General features: G+C 45.3%; 20 protein-coding genes and 1 pseudogene. 8 read left to right on the top strand and 13 right to left on the bottom strand.

Annotated features, from left to right (window positions below):
• Positions 1-8: 8 nt before the first annotated feature.
• Positions 9-581: a DNA-3-methyladenine glycosylase I gene (locus TOL_RS06925; protein ID WP_015486594.1), complete on the bottom strand. Its 573-nt coding sequence runs from the start codon at positions 579-581 to the stop codon at positions 9-11.
• A gap of 69 nt (positions 582-650) precedes the next feature.
• Positions 651-1,301: a DUF938 domain-containing protein gene (locus TOL_RS06920; protein WP_015486593.1), complete on the bottom strand. Its 651-nt coding sequence runs from the start codon at positions 1,299-1,301 to the stop codon at positions 651-653.
• Positions 1,302-1,500: 199 nt separating this feature from the next.
• On the opposite strand from TOL_RS06920, the gene TOL_RS06915 reads away from it, so the two are divergent.
• Complete coding sequence (locus tag TOL_RS06915; protein WP_015486592.1) at positions 1,501-3,240, top strand: proline--tRNA ligase; 1,740 nt, start codon at positions 1,501-1,503, stop codon at positions 3,238-3,240.
• Positions 3,234-3,845 carry a lytic transglycosylase domain-containing protein gene (locus TOL_RS06910; RefSeq protein WP_015486591.1) on the top strand — a complete coding sequence of 204 codons (612 nt, stop codon included), beginning with the start codon at positions 3,234-3,236 and terminating at the stop codon, positions 3,843-3,845. Before TOL_RS06915 ends, TOL_RS06910 begins: the two co-directional genes overlap by 7 nt.
• 20 nt (positions 3,846-3,865) lie before the next feature.
• On the opposite strand, the gene TOL_RS06905 is transcribed toward TOL_RS06910, so the two are convergent.
• Complete coding sequence (locus tag TOL_RS06905; RefSeq protein WP_015486590.1) at positions 3,866-4,405, bottom strand: isochorismatase family protein; 540 nt, start codon at positions 4,403-4,405, stop codon at positions 3,866-3,868.
• A 144-nt stretch (positions 4,406-4,549) separates the two neighbouring features.
• Between TOL_RS06905 and TOL_RS06900 the strand changes: the two genes are divergently transcribed.
• Positions 4,550-5,476, top strand: coding sequence for a sensor domain-containing diguanylate cyclase (locus tag TOL_RS06900; protein ID WP_015486589.1), 927 nt, complete (start codon positions 4,550-4,552; stop codon positions 5,474-5,476).
• A 4-nt stretch (positions 5,477-5,480) separates the two neighbouring features.
• Here the strand turns inward: TOL_RS06900 and TOL_RS06895 are convergent, their stop codons facing one another.
• The 5 genes from TOL_RS06895 to mqo all read right to left on the bottom strand — a co-directional run bounded on the left by TOL_RS06895 (position 5,481) and on the right by mqo (position 11,223).
• A complete protein-coding gene (locus TOL_RS06895) occupies positions 5,481-6,596 on the bottom strand; it encodes a putative solute-binding protein (RefSeq protein ID WP_015486588.1) in 1,116 nt (371 codons plus the stop codon).
• A gap of 207 nt (positions 6,597-6,803) precedes the next feature.
• Positions 6,804-8,213, bottom strand: a complete 1,410-nt coding sequence (locus TOL_RS06890; protein ID WP_015486587.1) for an NAD(P)(+) transhydrogenase (Re/Si-specific) subunit beta — start codon at positions 8,211-8,213, stop codon at positions 6,804-6,806.
• 12 nt (positions 8,214-8,225) lie between these two features.
• Positions 8,226-8,510: an NAD(P) transhydrogenase subunit alpha part 2 gene (locus TOL_RS06885; protein ID WP_015486586.1), complete on the bottom strand. Its 285-nt coding sequence runs from the start codon at positions 8,508-8,510 to the stop codon at positions 8,226-8,228.
• A gap of 5 nt (positions 8,511-8,515) precedes the next feature.
• Entirely contained in the window at positions 8,516-9,652 is a 1,137-nt protein-coding gene (locus TOL_RS06880) for a Re/Si-specific NAD(P)(+) transhydrogenase subunit alpha (RefSeq protein WP_015486585.1), read from the bottom strand.
• Positions 9,653-9,741: 89 nt separating this feature from the next.
• The gene (gene mqo / locus TOL_RS06875) at positions 9,742-11,223 is read right to left on the bottom strand and encodes a malate dehydrogenase (quinone) (RefSeq protein WP_015486584.1); all 1,482 of its coding nucleotides are present in this window, start codon (positions 11,221-11,223) and stop codon (positions 9,742-9,744) included.
• A gap of 580 nt (positions 11,224-11,803) precedes the next feature.
• Here mqo and TOL_RS18715 point away from each other — a divergent pair.
• Positions 11,804-11,995 (top strand): annotated as a pseudogene (locus tag TOL_RS18715) (lytic transglycosylase domain-containing protein); the annotation flags it as partial.
• A gap of 17 nt (positions 11,996-12,012) precedes the next feature.
• Here TOL_RS18715 and TOL_RS06870 read toward each other — a convergent pair.
• Positions 12,013-14,631: a helix-turn-helix transcriptional regulator gene (locus TOL_RS06870; RefSeq protein WP_025265738.1), complete on the bottom strand. Its 2,619-nt coding sequence runs from the start codon at positions 14,629-14,631 to the stop codon at positions 12,013-12,015.
• A 223-nt stretch (positions 14,632-14,854) separates the two neighbouring features.
• On the opposite strand from TOL_RS06870, the gene TOL_RS06865 reads away from it, so the two are divergent.
• The 4 genes from TOL_RS06865 to TOL_RS06850 all read left to right on the top strand — a co-directional run bounded on the left by TOL_RS06865 (position 14,855) and on the right by TOL_RS06850 (position 19,715).
• Complete coding sequence (locus tag TOL_RS06865) at positions 14,855-16,030, top strand: alkane 1-monooxygenase (RefSeq protein ID WP_015486581.1); 1,176 nt, start codon at positions 14,855-14,857, stop codon at positions 16,028-16,030.
• Positions 16,031-16,153: 123 nt separating this feature from the next.
• A complete protein-coding gene (locus tag TOL_RS19495) occupies positions 16,154-16,609 on the top strand; it encodes a rubredoxin (protein WP_015486580.1) in 456 nt (151 codons plus the stop codon).
• Between the two features lie 32 nt (positions 16,610-16,641).
• Positions 16,642-18,093 carry an aldehyde dehydrogenase family protein gene (locus TOL_RS06855; RefSeq protein WP_015486579.1) on the top strand — a complete coding sequence of 484 codons (1,452 nt, stop codon included), beginning with the start codon at positions 16,642-16,644 and terminating at the stop codon, positions 18,091-18,093.
• 26 nt (positions 18,094-18,119) lie between these two features.
• Entirely contained in the window at positions 18,120-19,715 is a 1,596-nt protein-coding gene (locus TOL_RS06850; protein WP_015486578.1) for a GMC family oxidoreductase, read from the top strand.
• 144 nt (positions 19,716-19,859) lie between these two features.
• On the opposite strand, the gene TOL_RS06845 is transcribed toward TOL_RS06850, so the two are convergent.
• The 4 genes from TOL_RS06845 to TOL_RS06830 are packed head-to-tail and all read right to left on the bottom strand — an operon-like array spanning position 19,860 to position 25,627.
• Positions 19,860-20,594: a pseudouridine synthase gene (locus TOL_RS06845; RefSeq protein WP_015486577.1), complete on the bottom strand. Its 735-nt coding sequence runs from the start codon at positions 20,592-20,594 to the stop codon at positions 19,860-19,862.
• A gap of 19 nt (positions 20,595-20,613) precedes the next feature.
• A complete protein-coding gene (locus TOL_RS06840) occupies positions 20,614-21,021 on the bottom strand; it encodes a group II truncated hemoglobin (RefSeq protein WP_015486576.1) in 408 nt (135 codons plus the stop codon).
• A complete protein-coding gene (locus TOL_RS06835; protein WP_015486575.1) occupies positions 21,021-24,683 on the bottom strand; it encodes an ATP-binding protein in 3,663 nt (1,220 codons plus the stop codon). Before TOL_RS06835 ends, TOL_RS06840 begins: the two co-directional genes overlap by 1 nt.
• A gap of 5 nt (positions 24,684-24,688) precedes the next feature.
• Complete coding sequence (locus tag TOL_RS06830; RefSeq protein ID WP_015486574.1) at positions 24,689-25,627, bottom strand: DUF4194 domain-containing protein; 939 nt, start codon at positions 25,625-25,627, stop codon at positions 24,689-24,691.
• Positions 25,628-25,629 lie beyond the last annotated feature (2 nt).

Genomic DNA, 25,629 nt, shown 5'->3' with positions numbered 1-25,629 from the left:
ATGCTATTTCACGCCTTCAAGTTATCTGGATGACACGGGCAGTTGGTCATATGGTCGTTCACCATGCCCATGCTCTGCATAAAGGCATAACAGGTTGTGGGGCCGACAAAGCCAAACCCTGCTTTTTTTAGTGCTTTGCTCATGGCTTGGGATTCTGGGGTTTGTGCTTGAGCTTCGCTCATATTTTTGAGGTGATTCACTTTGATTTCGTTGCCGACAAATGCCCAAAGCCATTCCACCATATCAATGCCCTGCGCTTCCATTGCTAACCATGCTTTGGCATTTTTACGAATGGCTTCAAGTTTGCCTGCATGGCGGATAAGTCCTGCATCGGTTAAGCAGTCGGCGATGTCGGCATCGGTCATTGCGGCGACTTTTTCGGGTTTAAATTGATGAAAACGCTTACGGTAGTTATCGCGCTTTTTCAGCACGGTAATCCAACTGAGTCCGGCTTGTTGGCCTTCAAGACAGATTTTTTCGAATAATTGGTTGCGATTACGATTCGGCACGCCCCATTCGTTGTCGTGATAGGCAATATAGATATCACCTTGCGCCCAAGGGCAAGTTTGTAGGTCTTTCATGGGAGGCGTCCTGCTAATCGTATGAGGCTGCGAATGTTTACAGCCAACGGGTTGTTACTATTAAAGCAGCTAGGGCTGCGGATGTTTCTCGAACACGAGCATACGATTATTCGCGGGCATTTCAATATCGTGCAATAAATGCAGTTGATGCTGGCGGCCAAGCAAGACGATTTGTTCAAAGTCTTTAATGCCGCTATCAGGGTCACGCATTCTCAGCCATTCGTTTAAAGCAATATTGCCTTCGCTGGTAAAACGACCATCGTAATTGTACGGGCCGTACAAAAGCACTAGGCCGTTGTCTTTTAACGAACGGCTAATGCCTTTAAACATGGCGACGACTTGGCTCCAGCCAACGAAATGAACGACGTTGGCGCTAAACACCGCATCCATATTTCGTAGTGGCCAGATGTCTTGGCTAATATCGAGTTCGACTGGAGGTAAAAAGCCAGCCTGTTTTGAATGCTCACGCCAAGCTCGAATAGCAGATAAACAGCCCGGCAACTCCGATGGCTGCCAATGAATTCCGCGCAGTTGCTCAGTCATATAAGCGGCATGCTGGCCTGTGCCACTGCCCACTTCAAACACCACCATATCTGGGGTCAAGAAGCGCGACAGCACGTCTGCGATGGGCTTTTGGTTGCGTAGGCAAGATTCCGCTACCGGCAACTCTGCGTGTGTCGCTAGCTTAGTCGATTGTATATGCGGATCTGCCGGTTGCATGTCGTTTCCTGACCGCCGAGTGTGTATGCCAGTATCGCATAGTGAAGCATGAGCTCAACCCCACAAAAGACGAATCTGGTCGCAATATGACAAGAGAATTTAGGATAATTGACTATCGCGAAAGGCTAAATTGCTGCCAAGGCTCACAAGCTTTAGAATAGGGCCATCTATTCATTCTTCGGAAGTTCAAATACAGCTTATGCGCGCCACTCAATTCTTGATCGCCACTGAAAAAGAAACCCCTGCCGATGCCGTCGTTATTAGCCATCAGTTGATGATGCGTTCAGGCATGATCCGTAAACTTGCTGCCGGTTTATATACATGGATGCCCCTTGGTTTACGTTCGTTGCGCAAGGTTGAAGCCATTGTTCGTGAAGAAATGGAAAATGCTGGCGCGCAAGAAGTGCTGATGCCAGCCGTTCAGCCTGCTGAATTATGGGAAGAAACCGGTCGTTGGTTCCAATACGGTGGTGAATTGCTGCGCGTTAAAGACCGCCACAATCGTGAATTCTGTATCGGCCCTACTCACGAAGAGGTGGTTACTGATTTAGCACGCAACCAGCTGAGCAGCTATAAGCAGTTGCCTATGAACCTGTTCCAAATTCAAACCAAGTTCCGTGATGAAACCCGCCCTCGTTTTGGTGTGATGCGTGCGCGTGAGTTCATCATGAAAGATGCGTATTCATTTCATGCTTCGGAAGAGTGTTTGAACAAGACCTACGAAATTATGCACGCGGCATACTCTCGTATTTTCACCCGCTTAGGCCTAGATTTCCGCCCAGTATTGGCCGATACCGGCTCGATTGGTGGCGCTTTATCGCACGAATTCCATGTGTTAGCCGATTCTGGTGAAGACGATATCGCCTTCTCTAACGAGAGCGATTACGCCGCGAACGTCGAGCTTGCTGAAGCTGTTGCACCTGCTGGCGAACGCCCAGCCGCTAGCCAAGCGATGACACAAGTATCTACTCCAGATGCCAGCAGCATTGATGCTTTGGCTACTTTACTCAACGTAAACGCCAACCAGATCCTAAAAGCGATTGTGGTTCGTGGTACGAGTGAAGATGAAAATGCCGATGAAGATACGGCAGGCGAGCCAGTTGTGCTGTTTATTCGTGGTGATCACGAACTCAACGAAATCAAAGCTGAGAAATTGCCGGGTGTGTTATCGCCGCTGCAATTTGCTAGCGATGCGGAAATTCAAACCATTGGTGGTGTTACCGGTTTTGTTGGCCCTCGCAATTTGTCCGCTCGTTGCTATGTTGATCGCAGCGCGGCCCATCTAGCCGATTTTATCTGTGGTGCTAACGAAAAAGACGCTCACCTGACCGGCGTAAACTGGGATCGTGATGTCGAGCTACCTACCGTTGCTGATTTACGCAATGTGGTTGCTGGTGACCCAAGCCCTTGCGGTAAGGGTGTTTTGGATATCAAGCGTGGTATTGAAGTTGGTCATATATTCCAGCTAGGCACTAAATACTCAGCCGCGATGAAGGCCACGGTATTGAACGAAAACGGCAAAGATCAAACGATGATCATGGGTTGTTACGGTATCGGTGTGAGCCGTGTTGTAGCCGCTGCCATTGAGCAAAACTACGATGACAACGGCATTATCTGGCCAGATGCGATTGCGCCTTTCCAGATTGGTATTGTGCCGATGAACTATCATCGTTCAGAAGTCGTGCAAGCGGCGACTGAAACCTTGTACACCCAGCTAAAAGAAGCCGGATTTGATGTGTATTTGGATGATCGTGATAAAAAGACCAGCCCAGGCGTTAAATTCGCTGATATGGAATTAATGGGTTTGCCACACCGCATCGTATTGAGTGATCGCGGTTTAGAAGGAGGCTTGGTGGAATATAAGCACCGCGCTGGTGAAAAAGAAGATGTCGCTCTCGACGGCTTAGTTGAGTTGTTACGTCAGCGAGTTAAATGCTGATCTGGCCATTCATAAAAGCACGCAGTAATCGTTGGGTTACTGCGTTCGCTTTTATATTTAGCGTGCTGCTAACACCCGTTAGCAGTCATGCTATCAATGAAGAAGAACACGACCCCGCTTTACGAGCCGCCCTGCTAGACGCTGTTTCGAATGCAGACTCTTTTGAAGATAAATTCGATGCCCAAGTATGGCTCGTTGATATGTCAACTCGCCTTCGTCGCTATGTAAAAGATGACGAACGACGCCTAGAATTACTGCGCATGATTCACGCCGAAGCTAAACGCGCTAATATCCAGCCTGAACTCGTACTCGCCGTTATTCAAACAGAAAGTGCCTTCGACCGTTTTGCACTCAGCTATGTCGGTGCGCAAGGCTATATGCAGGTGATGCCATTTTGGAAAAATGAAATTGGCCGCCCTGAAGACAACCTGATGGATACTCGTACTAACTTGCGTTACGGCTGTACGATTTTAAAGCACTACCTAGATCGCGAAAAAGGCGATTGGATTCGTGCTCTTGCGCGCTACAACGGCAGCTTAGGCCGTACTAAATATCCTGAAAAAGTAATGAATTACTGGCAAAAACATTGGTTTGTTGCGCAGTAAACGCGTTCTCTTGAATCAACCTACTTAATCAAATTAAGAATCGTTTTAAACTCGGGCGCGCGACAATCTTGCACAAGCTCATACAAGCACATCTCGACATTGGTTAAGCCCACACCCTTGGTCGCTAGCTTCGTTATTGCTAGGTCCTTACTTGCTTCTACACGCGAGGCGATGCTATCAACCACCACTTCTACGTTAAAACCTCGCTCTTTAAGCCCTAGAGCGGTCTGATACACGCAGATATGAGCTTCGACACCACATACTAGCCAATTATGAACATTCGCCTGCTCAACAGCGTTACAAAAGGCTTCGTTGGCACAACCATTGAAGGTGAATTTGGCAATAGGACTCAAGGGGGCCAACAACAGCGCAAGCTCCGGTACGGTAACGCCAAGCTTCGTTGGATTTTGCTCTAGCCACACAATTGGCAAACCTAGCGCTTTCGCTCCCTCAATCAGAGTGGCAATACGCTGAATCACCTGATGGCCATCACCCACTAAGTGCGCGAGTTTGCCCTGAACATCGACAACGACCAGCCCTGTATCATGCTTATTTAACAATATATCGTCCTCAGTAATCTCGTTACCGCAGCAAACCCTAGAACCAGCTTACACTTAGTAACCTTAACAATAATAAGTATATATTGGTCATTCCGAGCAGAAGATCTAAGCTAGGGAGTATCTATTATCAGCACCCAGAGGCTTATGAGCGAGCACGAAACGAGTGAGCACGATTCTAACGAGGCGAATTACAGTGCCATCACTACCATTCTCAATAGTTTAGATGCTTTGGTATATGTCGCTGATATTGATACTCATGAACTTCTATTCTTCAACGACTACGGCCAAACCCAATGGGGAGCACCCGAAGGGCGTCGTTGTTGGGAGGTACTGCAAAAAGGTCAGCAAAATCCATGCGAGTTTTGTACTAACCCTAAACTCGTCAACGAACATGGAGAACCCAGCGGGGTCTATGTTTGGGAGTTCCAAAACACTCACAATGGCAGTTGGTATCAGTGCCGGGATCAACTGATTAAATGGCCTGATGGCCGTTTGGTGCGCATAGAGATAGCGACTGATATCACCGAACGTAAACTCATGGAACAAGAGCTACACGAAGCTAAAGTCTTAGCTGAGAAAGCTGCTGATACCGATGTTCTCACTGGGCTGAATAACAGGCGATCATTTTTTAAGCGCGGCAATGAAATTATCAGCGACTCGAACCTGAGACATCATCCTATTTCAGTAATCATGTTCGATTTAGATTACTTCAAACAAATCAATGATGATTTCGGACACGATGCCGGAGACGAAGTGCTTATTGATATTAGCCATGCGGCGGTAAAAGCATTACGACAAGACGATATATTTGCACGCCTTGGAGGTGAGGAATTCGCTGTATTATTACCGAATACCAATCATCTACAGGCCATAGAATTGGCCGAGCTAATACGTAAAGCTCTCGATGAGAACATAACGATATACAATAATGAAAAAATTTCATGCACTGCGAGCTTTGGCGTTAGCAGTAAATTAGATTTATCGAAAACCTCGCTCAAAGAATTAATAAGCGAGGCTGACAAAAAACTTTATCGCGCCAAAAATAACGGAAGAAATACGGTTATCGGCTAACTTCTCACTCTATAGGATTGGCACATTCAAAACTGGCCGGTTCAAACTTACAACGAACTTTACGCGCCAAGCTCAACATATCCGGATCATAGTAGCCCTCATCACGCAGCCTAAGTCTTGAACTTTGCATTATTGATTGATATTCCGGCATTTTGTCTTCAGGAACAGCAATCCATACACTATCTGGAATCTCGCCAATTTGGGCGTTAATAACGGTTTGGATATCGAAATAGAGGCCCATAAATTCTTCTCGAATTAACTGAGCAAATTCTTTAGGAAACTTATCGGTATGCCCAACAAGTTGCAGCGTCATCTGAAAGAAAGGGTATGAAATAATCCCACCACCATTACTAAGCCCCTTATATAGCTCCATGACATTGTAGGCCACTAAAGGTGCGGGGATAATATCAACGCCACGATTATTAAACTTAGAGCCAATATTCACAATCGCTGTCGGCACCGGCTGAGCACCAATTCGAGCGACCATTTTAACTTGTTGGTCATCGTAATCCATTACGGCAAAGCGTTTACCCGCGACATCAGCCAAGGTATTGATACTGCGATCATTCACAAAAAGATAAACGGCACCTAATGGTGCGTAACCCATAACAACAAATTGCCCTTCTTCCATTCTGTCGGCTGCTTTAGGACTGGTAATTGCACGCATAATTAAATTCAAGTGCTTTGAATCTGGCACCGCCCCCAACGCATCCAACGTACCCGTATAACGATTAAATGAACGTGCTCTTAGCCCTGTAAACAAGGCAGCATCACACTGCCCCGCTTTTAAATCTTCTGTAAGTACGCCCTCATTCGTGTATGCCTTTAAGTCTATCGATATGCCTAACTGCATCATCAAAGTAGAGCGGTCGAAGGCAAGATTATAGATCGGCCCTGTTTTGCCGACCGGATCCCAAACACAAATTGATCGGGGTGCCGTATTTTGAATATCAGGGTATAACTGCCGAAAGGCGAGAATACGAGCCGAAAGCTCCTGCGTTTGGTCCATCACCTGCCCAGACAGCTGCTCGCTTGTGAGGGCTTTATCAGGGTCATCGGCGTGTAATGACACCGATAATATTGAAATAAAAATACTGGTAAAAATTGCGATCAGACGCATGTTACATACTCCAAATGTAACGCTGCCGTCCGACAATCAGAAGACAACTACCCATCGAGTGTAACCGCAAAGACATACAAACTAACAGGGCAAACAGAACTTTGTATTCAACATTAGAAAATATACAAAATTCAACTGCCTAAATTAATAGAGCAATAAAAAAGGCTCCCGAAGGAGCCTTTTTAAGGTTTATTAAACGACCTGATATTACAGATCTTTCAATGCACCAATCATATCTTGCAGAACTTTTTTCGCATCGCCAGCAACCATTAGGCTGTTGTCGCGAATAAGAAGTTCGTTTGGAATGCCAGCGAAACCTGGCGACAAACCACGCTTAACCACAACCACTGTCTTAGAGTTATGCACGTTCAAGATTGGCATACCATAAATTGGTGACTGCGGATCTTTAGCAGCAGCAGGGTTCACAACGTCGTTAGCACCTAGAACGATGGAAACGTCGGTTTGTGAAAACTCTGGGTTAATCGTATCCATTTCGACCAACTGGTCGTAAGGAACTTCCGCTTCCGCCAACAATACGTTCATGTGACCAGGCATACGACCTGCTACAGGGTGAATAGCGTATTTAACGTTCACACCTCTAGCTTCCAGCATGTTCGCGAGTTCACGAGTCGCGTGTTGCGCTTGAGCAACAGCCAAACCATAACCCGGTACGAATACCACTTTTTGTGCGTTATCAAGCAACATGGCCACTTCATCAGCGCTTGAGTATTTAACTTTACCATCATAGAAGGCATCGTTTTCACTTTTGCTAACACCAGCACTTGCTGCCATAGAGCCACCGAACAAGACGTTGGTCAGTGAACGGTTCATCGCTTTACACATGATACTGGTCAGAATGATACCGGAGGCACCCACCAACGAACCGGTGATGATCAAACCATTGTTGCCCAATACGAAACCAGCAGACGCACCCGCCAAGCCTGAGTATGAGTTAAGCAAAGACACCACAACTGGCATGTCGGCACCGCCAATAGGCATTACCAAGCAAACACCCAACACTAGGCATAAAACGATCATACCTGCGATCAGAATATCTGAGTTCAAAGGATCAACATAAGCAAAGTAGCCTCCGCCAACCACTAAGGTTAACAATACCACTTTAACGATGGCTTTAAACAAACCGACTTTCTTAGCATCACCAATTTTGCCTTTTAATTTACCAACGGCAATTAAAGAACCGGTTAGGGTCACAGCACCAATCAGGATGGATAAAATAACGGCAATAGACCAATCGTATGTAGGAACGAATTTACCCATCTCAGCCAGTTTTTGGCTTTCTAGATAGTTAGCTGCGGCAACCAGCAAAGATGCACCGCCACCGACACCGTTTAATGCGGCAACCATTTCTGGCATGTCGGTCATGGCAATTTTCTTAGCCAATACGGCACCTAAAATACCGCCGATTAATACACCAACAATAATCCAAGTGTAATCAACAACGTTGTAGTCCAGCAAAGCTGCAACCACAGCAATCAGCATACCGATTGCTGACATTTGGTTACCACGTACTGCTGTTTTTGGGGTGGTCATACCCTTGATGCCAAGAATAAATAAGATGGCAGCAATCAGATAACCAAAGTTAATTAAAATTTCCATGAATGCTTTACCTTACTTCTTTTTAAACATGTTGAGCATGCGGTCGGTTACCATAAAACCAGCCACAATATTAATCGTAGCCAGCGCAATCGCGACCACACCCAACACAGTAGACAGCACAGTCGTATGCTCGCTGCCACCAGAACTGATGATTGCACCAACCACAACGATGCCCGAAATAGCGTTAGTGCCGCTCATTAACGGAGTGTGTAGTGTTGGTGGAACTTTGTTAATAATTTCCACACCGACGAAAACTGCCAGTACGAAAATCGTCAGCATCATGATGAACATTTCCATCAGAATTATTCCTTCTCTATCTGGGCTTTAAGAGCCGCGTGTTTGATTTCGCCCGCTTCGGTGATCAAGGTGGCGGCCACAATGTCATCTTCCATATTCACATTCAATTGGCCGTCTGCGGCCATATTGAGTAAGAACGTGGTGATGTTTTTAGTCAGCAATTGCGACGCATGTACCGGTACACGACCTGCATGGTCGACGTAGCCAATGATGGTTACGCCATCAAGATAGACTTTTTCATTTGCCACTGTGCCTTCGACGTTACCGCCACGCTCAGCCGCTAAATCGACAATTACGCTACCTTTTTTCATGTAGTGCAGCATGTCTTTAGTAATCAGAACCGGTGACGTTTTACCTGGAATCGCCGCCGTAGTAATCACTAAGTCAGCTTGCGATACCTTGATCGTCATCTGCTCGCGCTGCTTGCGGTAGAACTCTTCTGACTTCTGTGTGGCGTAACCGCCAGTGCTTTTGCTGTCTTCTTGTGGCAAATCGAATTCAACGAACTTAGCGCCCAGCGACTCAACCTGTTCACGCACTTCTGCGCGAGTATCGTAGGCTTCAACCACAGCACCTAAACGACGAGCTGTAGAAATAGCCATCAAACCAGCAACACCCGCACCAATAACAAATACGCGAGCAGGATGAATAGTACCTGCTGCTGTCATCAGCATTGGGAAGTATTGTGGCAGTGCCATAGCACCCGCTAATACTGAACGATAACCACTGATCGCGCCCATAGAGCTCAGTACGTCCATGCTCTGTGCACGAGTGGTACGAGGAATAAACTCTAAAGCAAAAGAACGAACTTTGCGTTCTGCCAAGGTTTTAATTAATGGCTGATTGAACCACGCATCCAACAAACAAATTAAGGTTTGGTCTTCACGCAGCAACTCAGCTTCTGAAGCTAATGGCTGACGTACTTTTAAAATGATGTCTGCTTGGGCATACAAGGCTGCCGCATCGGGAGCAATGCTCGCACCACAATTACGATATTCGTCGTCATGGTAATGTGCATTACTACCTGCACCTTCTTGTACTACGACTTCAAAGCCTGCAGAAAGGAGTGCTTGAATCCCAGCAGGGATTTGCGCAACTCGATTTTCCCCAGGAAAAATTTCCTTAGGAATACCAATCAACATAATTAAAACTCCAAATGTTATAAATCGTTAAATACGGTATCACCACGAACCTTTAGGCAAGCGGCGATTCACTAGTAAGCAAGCTGCGCTTAGGCGCTAGTTAATTTTAATGTGCTTAACGTGTGCTCACGCACGCGAGCTAATAAATCTGCATCATTAACTAATGATTCACCGTACGAAGGTACAAGTTCCTTTAATCGTGCTTGCCAGTCGCCAGTAAGGCGTGACGCAAAACAACGTTCAATCACTTCAATCATGGCTTGTGCAGCAACCGATGCACCCGGAGATGCACCAAGCAAGGCCGACATAGAACCATCTTTAGAAGCAACTAACTCAGTACCAAATTCTAGTTTTCCGCGACCTTTCGCATCTTTCTTAATGATCTGCACGCGTTGTCCGGCTTCAGCCAACGTCCACTTATCACTGCGAGCTTCAGGAAAGTAATCACGCAAAGCGTTAACGCGATCTTCGTGCGACTGACGCACTTCACCAATTAAGTATTTGGTTAGATCCATGTTATTGACGCCAACATCCATCATTTGCACTAAGTTGTTTGGACGAATTGATTTGATCAAATCAAGCTTCGAGCCTTTCTTTAAAAACTTAGTGGTAAATCCAGCAAATGGACCAAACAACAAGGCTGGCTTGCCGTTAATGATGCGAGTGTCTAAATGCGGCACCGACATTGGGGGCGCACCTAAAGCAGCCTTGCCATACACTTTGGCGTGATGACGCTTTACCGCTTCATCGTTCTGACACACTAACCACTGGCCAGATACCGGGAATCCGCCATATCCTTTACTTTCTGGAATACCGGATTTTTGTAGCAATGGTAAAGCACCGCCACCCGCGCCTAAAAACACATTGGCCGCATTAATAGTCACAGTTTTACCTGTGCCTAAATTCTTTAAACGCACATCCCAACGCTTGTCTTTAGCGCGTTCTATATCGGTTACCTCATGGCTAACCATCAAATTGAACTGCTCGTTAGATTCAAGTGAAGCGATTAAATTACGAGTAAGTGAACCGAAATCAACATCCGAACCATGTGAAATGCGTGTTGCAGCAACTGGTACGCTAGTATCGCGACCAGTCATTACCAAAGGCATCCACTGATTTAGAACGGCGAAGTCTTCGCTATATTCCATTTCTTTGAACAAATGGTGCTGAGATAGCTTGCTGTAGCGCTCACGTAAGAAAGCGACGTTTTTCTCACCCCACACAAAGCTGATATGCGGCGTCGGATTGATGAACTGATTAGGGGCAGGCAATTCACCCGTCTTTACCAATGACGACCAAAGCTGCAACGAAATCTCGAAGTTAGCATTGATGCTTAACGCACGATCAATTTCTACGCCTTCAGCCGTTTCAGGGGTGTAATTCAGTTCGCAATAGCCCGCGTGTCCAGTACCGGCGTTGTTCCAGCCATCAGTACTCTCGTGGGCGACGTGATCCAAGCGTTCCGCCAGAATCAGTTTCATAGAAGGGTCTAGCTTGCTAAGTAGAGTGGCCAGAGTCGCGCTCATAACACCACCCCCCACTAACAGGGCGTCTGCTTGTATCTTAGGCATGGATTTTTTCCTGTAGGTAAAAATCGATTACAAAACCGGTGCGGATAAGCACCCAACAATGGTGGCTTTTGGCCTTTAAACCATCGAGTTTAAATTTAAGGACGCTTTGTACACAGAGTTGTAATATTTCTCAAGGGCTATATATAGATAGTCTTCATTTTTGATATGAATAGTAGTCAGGCCAAACGAATCAGACGTGAATAGTCAGAAGCGCGATTTGGCTCGAAAACCCGTATCAGGTCTGGGTTACGGCTAAAAACAATGAAAATTGAGGCGCCAAATACCCGAAGTTAAAATCAATACTGACTTCAACGGTGGCTTAAGAGTCAGGTGAAAAGTTTCCCACAAACAATCCGTTGATCTGAAAGCGTCTTGGCCTGCCCTGCTAGCAATTTATCATCCAACTGAAACTTTCCCACGGCAGTTCGATGCAGTTTAAGGACGGGATTACGAAAGCGGCCAAACATGCGCTTGATTTGATGATAGCGGCCTTCTTCTAGCGTTACGCGACCGACGCACTCGCTGATACGCTCAAGCTTTGCAGGTTTAGTGGTGATGTCTTCAAAGGGAAAATAGATGCCGCCCTGAAGACAACCTGATGGATACTCGTACTAACTTGCGTTACGGCTGTACGATTTTAAAGCACTATCTTGATCGCGAAAAAGGCGACTGGATTCGTGCTCTTGCGCGCTACAACGGCAGCTTAGGCCGTACTAAATATCCAGAAAAAGTAATGAACTACTGGCAAAAGTATTGGTTTTTCGCAAAATAGGCCAACACGTCCTTCCTTTATAAAATATGTCGATATTCAGCCTCAGCAACAGACTCTGTACGATTAGAAGTACCAAGGCTTCGGAATATTTTACGAATATGCCACTTTACCGTATCTTCACTGACAAATAATTGATTGGCTATTTCTTTATTCGAGTAGCCTTTTTTTATGTATCGTAATACTGCGATTTGTTTTGTCGATAAATTATATTTTTCAGCTTTTCCCATCTGAGCGCCTAATACCACGGAAGAGCTATCTTCAGCACTGCTCTCCTCTTGCGTTAATAGGCTTTTCATTGTGTAGAGCTTTTTCATTTTAGGCATAACCTGCTCTAACCGGTAAGCCTGTGACCTAAAACTATAACGACACCCTAATCGTTCCATAATTTCAATTGAAAATGCGACGTGTTTTTTAGCTTCATGAATTCGTTCAAGACCAAAAAATACTGCGGCAGAAGATAGGTAAACGCTCATCAATAAACGCTCATCACAATGACGACGAGCCATTTTAATGGCAGTAACAGAATGAATATACGCCTCATTAAAATCTTCATCTTGCAATAAACTATAGATTTTAATCAGCGCGCTCTTGATTTTCATTCTATTAACATGCGTAAGCCTTACATTCTCAGAAATATTCGAATCATGAAAATTAAGTAAGTTTATAGGATATGGCATTGGATAGTTTTTTTGATATAAATCCATTATTTCTAAATCACAGTATTGCACCAAACGCGTCAATCCTTTATCCAATGCGTGTAGCTTCATCCTCTCGCAATACTCTATGGCTGAGGCGGCATCATTACGAGAAATCATTCCGGCAGTAATAGAGAATAGAGTTGAAACGGCTACTTCAGTAAAACAATAACTAAAGATGAAATCCATAACATGCGCTATTGGTATATTAAGACTGCTACGCCCCTGAGTCTCTAATTTTATTTCAAAATCTAGTATCAGTAATAGACGTTTGCAAAAATGATTGTCGTCTACTTGAAAGTTTTCATCTACCTTAATTCGCTGCATTTTCTTCTCTGCTTGAGAAAAATCACCAACAGCGATGTTATGCAAAATTTCAGCAATATGGATCCATCCATATGCGAAACTTTGGCTCAACGGCTGAACGTGTGCCTTGGCCTCGGGCAAAATGGCCTTGAATTTTCCAACCTGATCACTAATCGCATAATTAACCGCTAAACAGGTGAGTGCGATCCCTTTACCACTGGCATTATTCTCACCAAATTCAAGCAGCCATTCCTGACACATGGTTTCGCTAACAAACAACTTATCATGATTTGCATACCCCACTGCACGCACCAAAAGAGGCCAACCTTTATGCATATGATTCGAGTTAACAGACAAGTGATGCAATAAAGACTCGGCACGCTCATGCTCTTGACTAAAATAGAGCATCCAAGCGCAAAGAATTACCAAAGCAGGGTTTTCTAATAATTCTTTTTGAGGTATCTCAAACAACCAACTTTTAAGTGAATCTGTCTCTCCTTGAAGCAAGGCCAAATCAACAATGACATCCGTATTAATACGATGAGACCACTGGTAATCATTCGTTAAAATAGCCATGCTGATCGCATGCTGAAATCGTTTGTTTTTCCAATACCAATACGCCGCCCGCTTGATAGATCGAGAACGTTCTTTGGGCGCTGTATCTTGATATCGTCTGGATAAATGTTTAGCGATAGCTGACTGAATACAATAACCATCCTGGTGCTTTTTATCACGACTTAAAAATAGTAACTGCTGGCTTAATTCCTCAATCAAACGCCATGCTTGTGTGGTTTTATACACATGATCGTATAACCGCTCAGTGAGGCTGACAAAATCAGATACCTGCAATAAAAACTCATATTGTTCGTCATCTAATAATGTAAATACATAATTATTTAGAAAGTGGGTTATTTCTGAATACTCTAAAATAGTATCTGCAGGGCGGTAGTTCATTGATACCAGCACACACAATGCCGCCCAACCATCGGTCATGACTTGAATGTCATGCCATTGTTCACGCACCAAACCGGCACATGTCGGATGGTGAGCTCCCCAGCACATTAATTCTTCTTCTGTTAACGCCAAATCTTGTCCATTCAATTCGATAAGCACATGCCTTAAACGTAAGCGCGTGAAAGGCAATTTCTGGGCACTGGCTATTGAAAAGTACACGCATTCAGGTGTACTGAGTACAAATTCTTCAAAATTTTCAAAATGGATCAATCTATCTTCGGCATCGTCAATACATATCAAAATCGGTGTTTCATTGTGCTCTGTTATCATCCACAAGTGACTTCCTAATGTTTCTAAATCAAGTGGCGGCTGCTGATTCAAAATCTCTAATGCAGGTGTGGGTGATATTTGCTCCCAAAGAGCCTTCACAAGAGCATCCTCTGAGGACCCTGTCGAGGCAAGACTCAACCACACAACCGTCGCATTATAACGCTGTATGTGTGCCAAGCCATGTTGAGCAAGCAGCACTGTTTTACCGTAGCCCGGTAATGCCTGACACAGCACAACCCGTTCCCCCTTATCATATGGTATACTTAAGCGCACGCGCTCGAGGCAGTGACGATTCACCTGCATCAGCTTTTTTTTGATGCGCTGCTGGTTTCTTGATTCATCTTCAATCAACCCCTTTCATCTCCATTTTTGATTAATGACCATCAAGAGCTCACCCATAGTTCACGCCCCGTTGTTCCTATCGTTTCATGCTTTTCCAGTAAAAACTACTCTAAAGTGTAGTTGTCGGTATCGCTGATTGAAGGGGATAGTAAGGAATCCTCCGATATTCGCATGACTATGAGTTCAGGAGAAACCACCATAAAAATAAAAGTCCCACACAGGAGACACCTATATGAATACAACGACCCAGGCGCTCGGACCGCTGACGCCTTATGTTGATAAAAAACGTTACCTTTGGCCACTTGCGGTTTTTTGGCCATTAGCTCCTATGGTCGGTATCTGGTTAGTCTATCAAACAGGTATAGAACTTTTTTATGCCGCCGTGTTGGTGTTTTGGTACGGAGTGATCCCCCTCCTAGATACCATGTTTGGTGAAGATACCAGCAACCCCCCAGAAGAGGCTGTACCTAGTCTTGAAAACGACCGCTACTACCGATTTTTAGTCTATCTAACCGTCCCCATGCATTACATCACACTAGTGGTATCCGCTTGGTGGATTGGCACTCATGATATTTCTTGGTATGGATTCCTACTGCTCACCCTCTCGGTTGGCGCTCTTAATGGCTTAGCGCTCAATACTGGACACGAATTAGGACACAAAAAAGACCGTTTTGATCGTTGGATGGCTAAAATTGTATTGGCCTCCGTAGGTTATGGCCACTTTTTCATTGAACACAACAAAGGGCATCACCGCGACGTCGCCACACCTGCCGATCCAGCCACCTCACGCATGGGTGAAAGCATCTATACCTTCTCTAAGCGTGAACTGCCTGGCGCGTTTCGTCGCGGGTGGGATTTAGAAGCGGTACGCCTAGAGCGCTGCGGAAAAAGCCCATGGTCTCTAGACAATGAAGTACTGCAACCCGCGATTATTACCGTGGCACTGTATGCTGTATTGCTTGCTCTGTATGGCCCATTGATGTTGATATTTTTACCACTACAAGCGGCATTTGCATGGTGGCAGCTCACCAGTGCTAACTTTATTGAACATTATGGTTTATTACGTCAGAAAAAACCTGATGGTCGTTACGAACATCAAACGCCTTACCATTCTTGGAATAGTAACCACATCATGTCTAACTTGATGTTGTTCCACTTGCAGCGTCATTCGGATCATCATGCACATCCAACTCGCTCTTATCAGTCTTTACGCGATTTTAAAGGTCTACCAACACTGCCCAGCGGCTATCCAGGTATGTTCTTTATGGCCCTGTTTCCTGGCTGGTTCCGCTCAGTCATGGATAAGCGTGTTGTTGAATGGGCTGATGGTGATTTAGATAAAATCCAGATCCATGAAGGCTGCCGTGAGCAATACGAACAACAGTTTGGTCATAAAAAAGCCGCCTAATTAAGAAAAAGCTTAGTCTACTAAACACTGTAGGTTAACGGGCTGCACTCTCTTGAAGAAAGTGCAGCCCAGTGCCAACATGAATACCTGTTGGTTCAAATAACAAAAAAGGAAAATATCCCCATGGCAAAATATCAGTGCCCAGATTGTGAATACATTTATAATGAAACCACCGGCGAACCTCATGAAGGGTTTCCCCCCTCTACCTTATGGGCCGATGTACCTGACTCTTGGTCTTGCCCTGACTGCGCGGTACGCGACAAACCTGACTTCAGATTAATTGAAGGCAGTGCCGTAGCTGAAAAAGTTGTGATTAAACCCGCCGCTCAACCCACAGCTGCTAAAAAAAAAATCCCAGTGAAGAAAGCCACACTGGGGAAAGTCGAGTCCGTTAGTGATGACAAGGGCCCATTACGTAAGTGGGTATGCATTACGTGTGATCATATATATGATGAAGCTCTCGGCGATGAAGCTGAGGGTTTTCCTCCTGGCATGCGCTTCGAAGATATCCCTGAAGACTGGTGCTGCCCTGATTGCGGTGCGACCAAAGATGATTACACTGTCTTAGAAGATAAATAAAAATAATATAAACCTATTAAAAAGGAAGGCATATGAACTCCACCATTCAAACGGCTGTATTCCCGTCTGACGATACAAACCCGATTATTTCAGATGCCTTCAAACAGCAACACGATCGTACTGAAGAGCGCCGTCAAAATTTTAACTATGCACAACGCGTTGCCATCTTAGAAAAATTAAAACACGCCATACAAAGTCGAGAGAAGGATATCTACCAAGCGCTTTATGCCGACTTTAAAAAGCCTGAAACCGAAGTTCAGCTAACCGAAATATTCCCAGTTCTACAAGAAATTCGTCATACGCTAGCGCATTTAAAAAACTGGATGAAAACCAAAAATGTTAAAACCTCATTATCAGTACTGGGCACCAAAGCCAAGTTACGCCCTGAAGCAAAAGGCACATGCTTAATTATAGCCCCGTGGAACTATCCCTTTAATTTAAGCTTTGGCCCATTAGTTTCTGCATTGGCAGCTGGCAATTCGGCCATCATCAAACCTTCTGAAATGACGCCTCATACATCCGCCCTAGTTGCCGACATTGTTAAAAACACCTTTCCACCTGACTTGGTTACCGTCATTGAGGGCGATGCAGTCGCTTCACAAGCCCTGTTAAAACTGCCTTTTGATCACATATTTTTTACCGGCAGCCCTCAGGTCGGAAAAATCGTCATGGGCGAAGCCGCTAAATCATTAGCCTCTGTCACCCTAGAATTAGGTGGAAAATCACCGACCATCGTCGGTCCAACCGCCAACATTAATAAAGCCGCACGCAATATTGTGTGGGGGAAATTTGCGAACAACGGTCAAACCTGTATTGCGCCTGATCATGTCTTTGTTCATCGCGACATAGCCGAAAAATTTACTCAGGCTGTAAAAAAAGAAGTGCAACGTGTATATGGTCACTCCAAGGATGCACAAAAGCAGTCACCCGATTACTGCCGAATCGTGAATGATCGGCATTTTGGGCGTTTAGAATCACTCCTCAATGATGCTCGTGATAAAGGTGCCAAATTTATTCAAGGCGGTGATATGGATGCCAGCGATAATTATCTTGCTCCGACTGTTTTGACGCATGTTTCCGATGATATGAAAATCAATCAGGAAGAATTATTTGGGCCTATCTTACCGATTATTGAGTTCGATGATATTCAGTCAGTAATTACCCGTATTAATGCCAACCCAAAACCATTAGCCTTATATATATTCTCTGACGATAGTGCTTTTGTTGACCATATAATTACCTCAACTAGCTCTGGTGCTGTGGGTGTTAATTTAACCGTAGTCCATTTTCTTCACCCTAATTTGCCCTTTGGTGGGGTTAATAACAGTGGTATTGGTGTTGCTCATGGATATCATGGCTTTCTTGCTTTTTCTCATGAAAAGGGCATATTGCAGGATCAAACATCCATCACTCACATGCTCTTTCCTCCATACACACCCACGGTCAAACGACTCGTTAATATGGTCGTTAAGTTCTTAGGTTAATAACCACTAAAATAGGAATTATGTTCATGTATGATTATATTATTGTCGGTGCTGGATCCGCAGGATGCGTACTTGCCAATCGTTTATCAGCCGATAGCTCAAAGCGTGTATGTTTACTAGAGGCAGGCCCTGCCGACAAAAACCCTTTCATTCATATGCCTATTGGTATCGCATTATTAGCGAACAATAAAACGCTCAACTGGGCTTTTAATACTGAAAAGCAGAACAAACTGAATAACCGCGAGTTATTTTGGCCAAGGGGTAAAACACTTGGGGGGTCTAGCTCCATTAATGCCATGGTATATATTCGTGGACATGAAAAAGACTTCGATGAATGGCAAAAATCAGCCGGTAACAATTGGAGCTGGGATCGTGCGCTCACGTTATTTAAACGCCTAGAAAAAAATGAACGTTTTGGTGATTCACAGTATCATGGCAATCAAGGCGAGTTGTCCGTTAGTGAATTGCAGACAACCAACCCTTTAAGCAAAGCATTCATTGAGGCTGGGCAGCAAACCGGCTTGCCACTGAATGATGACTTTAACGGTGCAAGCCAAGAAGGCGTTGGATTTTATCAGGTAACTCAAAAGAAAGGCCGCCGCTGGAGTTCAGCTAAAGCCTTCTTAACCGGCGCATTGGATAGACCCAACTTAGACATTATTACCAATGCTCGTGCGACCCGTGTGATATTCGATAGCACCACCGCTAGCGGCGTCGCTTATCAACAAGGTAACAACAGCGAGCAAGTCATGCTCAATCAAGGTGGCGAGGTATTATTGTCTGGTGGAGCCGTTAACTCACCCCAGCTGCTCATGCTTTCGGGAATTGGGGCGGCGGATGAATTAAAAAAACACAGCATTTCTGTGATTCATAATCTTCCTGAAGTGGGCAAAAACTTACAAGACCACCTTGACATCACATTGATGAATACGGCGAATTCGAGCCTTCCGATTGGGGTTGCATTCGGTGCAATCCCTAAGTCTATTGGGGCCGTGTTTTCTTATATATTTAAAAGCAAAGGATTTCTTACCTCTAACGTGGCAGAGTCCGGTGGCTTTGTAAAAAGTGATGAGACTCGTGATCGCCCCAATGTTCAATTTCATTTTTTGCCTGTTTACTTAAATGATCATGGTCGAAAAATCACCCCAGGATACGGCTTTACGCTGCACATTTGTGATTTATTACCGAAAAGCCGTGGTTTCATTGGCTTAAAGAGCGCTGATCCACTGGCCGATCCATTGATTGATCCATGCTACCTTGAACATCCCGATGATTTAAAAACCATGATGGATGCTGTCAAAATTGCCCGTAAAATATTCCGCTCTCCTGCTATGTCTGCTCACACCAAATGTGAGTTATTGCCTGGACTGGATGTTCAAACGGATGCGCAACTAGAAGCGGATATTCGTAAACGGGCAGAAACTATTTATCATCCGGTCGGCACCTGCCGAATGGGCGCAGATGAGAATTCTGTTGTTGACCCTGAGCTGAAGGTACGTGGCGTACAAGGCTTACGCGTGATTGACGCATCCATTATGCCAACCTTAGTGGCGGGTAATACCAATGCGCCGACCATGATGATTGCTGAAAATGCCGCCGACATGATTTTAGGGAACATTTAATCGCGACAAAACGCCTTATGCGCAATAATTCTCTTGTTAAGGGCCACATTGTGGCCCTAATAACCTAGCGATAAAAATAATGCAGATTTTATGTTATTCAATTTCAGTTTTCACTTAAAACTGCCACTGAAAAAAGCGCTTCAATTAAAATTCCTCCTTAATTATTTTAATACATTCAACCGCGACTAAATTTTTAGCCTGCCCAGCTGCCAGTTCATTATCCAGATAAAACGCCCCCACTGAGATTCGATGCAATTTAAGTACCGGATTACGAAAACGACCAAACATGCGTTTTATTTGGTGATAGCGGCCTTCTTCGAGGGTTACTCGGCCAACACAATCGCTCATACGTTCAAGCGTTGCTGGCTTAGTGGTGATGTCTTCAAAGGGGAAATACATACCGTCAGAAAAAGCGTGTATGCATTCATCGCTAATAGGTTTTTCAACCGTGACTTCGTACACTTTAGCGACTTTATTTTCAGGTGACATTAAATACCGTGACCACTCGCCATCGTTGGTAAGTAGCAACAAACCCGACGAGTTTAAATCCAGACGCCCAACGATATGTAAATCTGGGGCGTAAAATTCGCCGTTTTTATATTCACTCAGAAGGTCTAACACGGTGGTATGCTGATCGTCTTTGGTGGCACTAACAACACCCACCGGTTTATTCAGCATGATATAACGGCGGGTATTGCTTTGCAGTATGTCACCATCAAGGGTGATATGCCTGAACTGATCAATAATCTGTTGCGCATCGGTAGCGATACGACCATCCACTTGCACACGTTTTTGCGCAAGTAATAAACGAATATCACCTTTTGGAGTGCCGGTTTTTACGCTTAAAAATCGGTCGAGACGGGATTTTTTCGATTGCACAATAACTTAACGAGCGCGCTTAATCATGCGTCCGGCTACGCTCTGCCGGTTTCCATAATTCAGTGAGGAGATAGGTTTTAAAATCATCGGCGTATGGCTGAGATTTTAGTCCTTCACGCATGCAGGCAAGCCATGCATCGCGTTCCGCAGGGCCGATGGATAAATGTCGATGTGCAGCGGGAATATTTATTGGACCGTATTTGGCGCTGTATAATTTCGGACCGCCGAGCCAGCCACACAAAAACCGCGTGAGTTTATCACGCGATTCTGTCAGGTCGTCTTGGTGCATGGCCCGAATCATTGCCGCTTCGGGTAATACACTCATGGCATCGTAAAATGTATCCACCAATTGGCGAATGCCCTCTTCTTGTCCTGCGGCACGGTAGGAGGCATCGCCCTCGCCGTACGCTAGAGTTTGATCTGTCATTAAGCAAACTCTTCCATAAAATCGAGCGCCGCTTGGTGGCGAATCGTGCGGCGATGATTCGCCCACAATTCTTTTACTTTGTCTTGGTTGCACTCTTGGCGATCAACCAGAACGCGGGTTTGCAATTCACCCTTGCATTGGCCACCCACTAACGGCACTTTGCTGAACACAAATTGGTTAGACACCAAGTCCATAAATGGCCCTGATTTACTGGTCGGCATAATAAACAATAACTGCAAACCTAAGCTTTCAGTTAAATAGTTAATCACTTCTTTCGAACGGGTTTCATCCATTTTAGAGAAGGCTTCATCGACCAATACCACACGCAAGTGGGTATCACCTTCGTTAAAGCGGAAGGCAGAGGTAATCGCAGCAGAACGAATAATATAAGCCGGAGTCTCTAACTGACCACCCGACCCTGTGCCGTATTGGCTAAGCGCAATCGGCTCTTTGTTCGCAGGCTGCTTATAAATTTCGTAAGCGCGGTAATTTCGATAATCAGAGATACGCTCTAATTCGCGCATCGCTTTTTGCTCATCGTCATCCAACAGCATTGCCATCAGATGATCGCGAACTTTCTTCGATGCTGCAGAAATATCCGCAGTAAATAAGGTAGCGCCATCACCTAACGATGGGTTTTTAATTACCTCATCAAAGAACTGCCAATATTCCTTATATTCAGGCACCCATTCCCAATCAAACCAATAGGTTTCTCGGTCGGCACCGAACTGGTGATGAGCCAATTCTTTGTTTAGGTCTTCCAGAATACGTTTGCCATCATTAATGGCTTGATAAATGGAGTGACATAGGTTGGTGATAAAGACGTTATTGAAGCTTTCGCGCAGTTGCGCCAGCTTGTCTTGTTTCTCAACCAAAATATTGTTTTTCAAACGGTTATGAACGCGTTCGATTTCACGCTGCAAACCACACACGCCTTTAAAGAAATGGGCGCTGTGCTCTTCGCGATAATCCGGTGCATAAACAATCGCATCGGCGGTTTGGCAACGCAGATTGTGCTCGTTAATATTACGCTCAATTTCGTAAGCCGTGGCATTAAGCTCTTGGGATACGCTCTTACGCATATTTTCGATGGCTTCGGCTGGGCTGTCATTGGCTTCCGCATCGGCGGCGGCGAGACGTGCTTCTGAATCAAAGTCTGGCCACACACTCACGATAGCGCGTAGGTTTTCTTCTTTTTTATCGGCGATTTCAGAAGTTTTTTCCTGCATATCGCTAAGGTTTTTACAGAATTTTTCGCTGTCGTTTAACATTTGCTGTAAACGACCTAGCTCACCATCCAGCTCTTTAATCACGGCATCGAGTTCATCGGCTTTTTCTTTTAAGCCAGTAAATTCGTCTTCCATATTGCTAAAGTCGGATACGTCGACTTGGTTCAAGGCTTTTTCAGCTTGATCCATTTGATACTGAGTATCTAACATGCCCTGCATTTGGTCGGCGAATGTTACGTGACGCAGTAAATTAACGGCATCCAATAATTGCTGTGCTTGGCGGAACTGATGATTAGCTTCGTTAGCTTGTTCAGCCAAGGTTTCTAATTCACCACGCTTGGCCGATAGCGCACGTTCGCGCGCGCCCAAACCAAATACCAGTTCGGTATCATCTAAGTCGCAACGATAAATTGAATACGCACCCGAACCCAAGCCTTCCTTAGTAACACCACGACGAGTTAAACGCAGAGTGTGTAGGTCTTCGACTTGTTCTACCGTGCCGTAGCTGGCTTCAAGGTAATAACGTGCGGTCGCGTGTTCGAACGACATCACATTTAAAATCGAATTCGACGGCAGCTTTAAACGCTCGCAGTCTTTCTTCGCTTTTTGCCCTTGAATAACGCGAGCACGGCTACCACCAGGAATCGAACGCAAAATATGCGCCGCTTCGGCTTCAAATGCTGCTTCAACGATAATACTGAAACGCGCACCACCAATATAACCTTCAATGGCGCTCTGCCATGCAGGATCGGTCACTTCAACGTAGTCGGCAAGTACGCGCGGATCAGCTTGTGGGCACTCGCGCAGAATGGCTTCAAGTGCTTGGCGCACGAAACCGGGGTAATTTAGCTGACGCGCTTCAAGGCTATCAATGTCGCCTTGTTTTTGATTCATGCGCGCTTGTACTTGTTGGAATTTTTGTTCGCGACGGTCGACGTTACGCGCAATTTGATCGCGCAATGAAATGCCGCTGCTTTCTAAATCCACATTATGGAAGCGGTCACGCCATTGATTCACCAATGATTGCTGCTCACGCGCTTCGTCTAAGTGCGCTTCTAGCGGCGACAAATCGACCCAGTCTTTACCCAGTAGTTTACGGAAATCGACCGCATCTTGATCTTTAATGGCTAATACTTGTTTCGCTTGATCAAGAATTCGCTTGGAACCTAACGACGGAATTTCTGCGGCAACTGACGTCTTTTGCAAAGCACCGTGTACTAACTCGGTCGCGCGTAAACTGGCCTGCAATAGCTGCTCTTGTTCCAATAAAGGAATGGCTTGCTGTTGCAATTTCTTTTTGCCATCAGCTAAAGCGCTTTCAGCCGCATCTTTATCTTGCAGCGCATCGATACCACGACGACGCGCTTCCATGGTGATCAGCTGTTCGCGTAATTGCTTGCGGCGATCTTGGGCAACATCACGCTCTTTTTGCGTTTTATTTAATTGCTCGCGAAAGTTTTGTTGCTGTTCTTTTGCGCTTAAATAACTGCGTTGGTCATGTAAAAAACGGCTGCGCGCAGCGGTATATTCCAGTACGTTGTAATCAATCCATTGATCAATATACCGGCCCGTCGCGCCTTTGGTGCTGTTCAATATTGCGATGGTTTCAGCCAAGGTATTAGCATCGGATTCCATCGCATAGATGGTTTTCATTAAGTCCGATACGCTGCGAATAGCATCGCCCATATCTTTGGCTTCGAGAATTTCGTTAGCCACAAAGCCGTTAATACTTTTAACCGGCTTATAGGCCATAAAGCGTGAGAAAGTACGCGCTGCGTTCATGGCTTCACGTTCTGGCACCGCATCATTGCGACCACGTAAAGCTCCATATAAACGACGTAAATACTGTTTTTTCGTATCGTATTTTTCAATATTGTGCGGTTCGATACGACGCGCTAGATTTTTACCGAGTTTATTCAACTCGACGACATTACGCTGACCATCGGCTTGATCTAACAAGAAGTCGTTTAGCGTTAACTGCTCGCCGGCAATAATAAAAAACTGCAAATCATTTTGACGTGCAACAGGCTGGCTACCGGCGCGATCAATCGACGCACTCACGCCGATAATCGCGGTAAACGGCTCACCACTTTCGCCACCTGTGCCATCCGCACTGTTCGCCGTTGGATGAAATACCGCGGCTAAATAGCCAACAGCACCGCCGGGGCGCGCATAACTGCCATCGTCACAACCTAAAACATAAGAGGCCAAGGTACGCACGTTTTTACCGCGACCACGTTGGGTAGCTTCGTCCTGACCGGGGTTGTAATGGAACAAGGTATCGTGCGCTGCCGTCATGATGGTTTGAATGGCATCAGCTGCGGTCGTTTTACCTGAACCGTTACCACCAGAGAGCAAATTAATGGGGCCAAATTCAAATTCAGTGGCCGGAATATTGCCCCAGTTAACGTATATAAATTTCTTTAAAAACATGGCAATTATTCCCCAAACAAGCTGGCAGGTTGATGTGAACGCTGCGGCTCGTTATTTGTGTCTTCGTCAGCTTTTACGGCTGCTGCTTGTTCTGTGTTTTCAGCTAAATCAGCTTCTTCAGCAGGATCTGAATCGGCAGCTTCTGCCGTAATTTCTGCTTCAGACTCTGCGTCGGCGACAACAACGTCTTCCGTTGTTTCTTCGACAGTTTCGACTGCGTCCCCATCTTCGGAGTCAGTCAATTCAGCAGCGACTTCAGCTTCTTTTTCTGGCACAGGTGTAGTGTCTAGTGCCGCGATTTCAACATCATCAGAGTCATCCTCACCATCCATCAGTTCGGTTAAGACTTGATCACTGACGTAACTCATAATCATAGGGCGAATGCGCAACCACATGTCGCCATCACCTAAAGTCTCTTCGTTAGCAATTTGCACTAAACGTAATTGTTTTAAGCGACGAAATAGCTGTTTACGATCCGTTAGGTTATCGGGCAAATTGCGCTTCAAAAGGTTTTTCATGGCGATACTTAACGCTTCTAGCGAGGTCATCACGCAACCTTGATCGTCAACCGCTCCTTCACGCAGCGCCTTGTCGTACTGAGCACGCAATACCAAGGTTAATGCGACTTCCGCTTGGTTTAGGCGCGTACGGAAGGATTGCTGACCACCAAATTCTTGGTCTTCATCCATGCCCGGAACTTGTGAACCTGGTGGAAATAACCGCACGAATTGAAAACGGCGGTCGTGTTGAATACGCACGCCAATCAGCGATAAATATTCACCCACTAATTCTTCTAAACGCACATAGCGATCATAAAGTGTTTGTTCGATCTGAGATTCATCACGACAAATAACGCCGTAATCCAGCAAACGAATTAATAACTCGGAATAATCGCGCTGGCTCAGTCCTTCTTTTTCTAATTCTTTTTCAATCGACTGCAACATAC

This window comes from Thalassolituus oleivorans MIL-1, from assembly GCF_000355675.1.
Classification (GTDB): Bacteria; Pseudomonadota; Gammaproteobacteria; order Pseudomonadales; family Oceanobacteraceae; genus Thalassolituus; species Thalassolituus oleivorans.
This window is presented reverse-complemented; position numbering and strand designations above follow the sequence as displayed.